The following is a 300-nucleotide window of genomic DNA, read 5'->3' on the forward strand; positions in this document are numbered from 1 at the left end:
TCCCGGCGCAGACGACGACATAGTCGGCCTCGATGGTGCCGCGATCGGTCACCACGCCTGATATGCGGCCGTCCTTGACGACGAGCGACCTGGCCGATGTGTTGGCGAAGGATTTCAGCTTGCCGGAGGCTTCCGCTTGGTCGACCAGCTTGCCGGCGACAGTCTGCGAGCGCGGGATGACCAGGCCGGCATCGGGATCCCACAGGCCGCCCTGCACTATTCCTTCTTCGATGAGCGGAAATTTTTCCTTGATCTCGGCCGGTTCGATCAGACGGGCGCGCGTGCCAAACGCCTTTGCGG

The 300-nt window shown here is 63.7% G+C and carries 1 protein-coding gene; it reads right to left on the reverse strand.

What is annotated here, in order from left to right; translation table 11 throughout:
- Window positions 1–300, reverse strand: a 300-nt coding sequence (locus EOB49_RS35150; RefSeq protein WP_164782000.1) for an FAD-binding oxidoreductase, incomplete at both ends; no start/stop codon positions are given.

Source organism: Mesorhizobium sp. M7A.F.Ca.MR.148.00.0.0, assembly GCF_003997735.1.
Lineage (GTDB): Bacteria > Pseudomonadota > Alphaproteobacteria > Rhizobiales > Rhizobiaceae > Mesorhizobium.